Source organism: Clavibacter sp. MX14-G9D (assembly GCF_032917815.1).
Taxonomy (GTDB): Bacteria; Actinomycetota; Actinomycetes; order Actinomycetales; family Microbacteriaceae; genus Clavibacter; species Clavibacter michiganensis_K.
Map to the genome: position 1 here is coordinate 1 of NZ_JAVCVL010000386.1, position 1,145 is coordinate 1,145.

At 77.1% G+C, this 1,145-nt stretch carries 2 protein-coding genes; both read left to right on the forward strand.

All coding sequences use genetic code 11. The features are described 5' to 3' along the window. Positions 1-734, forward strand: a 734-nt coding sequence (locus Q6969_RS15840) for an ABC transporter permease (protein WP_317231299.1), incomplete at its 5' end; no start/stop codon positions are given. Continuing rightward, positions 731-1,145, forward strand: a 415-nt coding sequence (locus Q6969_RS15845) for an ATP-binding cassette domain-containing protein (RefSeq protein WP_317231300.1), incomplete at its 3' end; no start/stop codon positions are given. The genes Q6969_RS15840 and Q6969_RS15845, both read left to right, overlap by 4 nt.

Here is a 1,145-nt window from a genome sequence, read left to right on the forward strand (position 1 = left end):
CGCCCGGCCTCCTCGCGCCCGGGGACCCGCTCGCCATCGCCCCCGCCGAGGCCTTCCGGCCGCCGGGTGCCGGGCACCTGCTCGGCACCGACGAGTCGGGGCGCGACGTCCTGACGCGCGTCGTCCACGGCGCGGGTCCCAGCCTCGTCATCGGCGTGAGCGCGACGGCCATCGGGCTGGGCCTCGGCGCGGTCCTCGGGCTGCTCGCGGCGCTGCTCGGGCGCGTCGCGGACTTCGCGGTCAACCGCGTCATCGAGGTGGTGTTCGCGTTCCCGGGCCTGCTGCTGGCGCTCTTCCTCATCGTGATCCTCGGGCCCGGCATCGGCAGCGCCACCCTCGCCGTGGGGATCTCCGCGGCGCCCGGCTACGCGCGCATCATCCGCGGCCGGGTCATGTCGGTACGGCGTTCCGCCTACGTCGAGGCCGCCACGGTCCTCGGGCGTCCGCCGCTCGTCGTCCTCGCGCGGCACATCCTGCCGAACACGGCGGCCCCCCTCTTCGTGCTGGGGACGCTGGGCGTCGGGCAGGCGATCGTCTGGGCGTCGTCCCTCAGCTACCTCGGCCTCGGCACGGTGCCGCCGGATCCGGAGTGGGGCGCGATGCTCGCCGCCGGGCGCACCTACATCGGCTCCGCTCCCTGGCTGACGGTCGTGCCCGGGCTCATGATCGTGCTCACCGCGACGGCCTCGACCGTGCTCGGCCGCGCCCTCGAGCGACGGGTGCGCGCCTCGTGAGCCGCGATCCCTCGTCCGGGCACCGCCCCGCGTCCGCCGACGCCACAGCCGGCGCCTCGCCCCTCGCGCTCCGCGTCGAGGACCTCCGGGTCTCCTTCGCCGGCGTCCCCGTCGTCCACGGGGTCTCCCTCCGCATCGCCCCCGGCGAGTGCCTCGCCCTCGTCGGCACCTCGGGCTCCGGGAAGAGCGTCACGGCGCGCAGCCTCCTCGGCCTCGCGGGCGCGGGCGCCGAGGTCCGCGCCGACGTCCTCGAGATCGCCGGGCGCGACCTGCGCGACGCCGGTCCCCGCGAGTGGCGGCGGGTGCGCGGCACGGGGGTCGGGCTCGTGCTGCAGGACGCGCTCTCCTCGCTCGACCCGCTGCGCCCCATCGGCCGCGAGATCGGCGACGCCCTCCGCCTCCACGGCATGC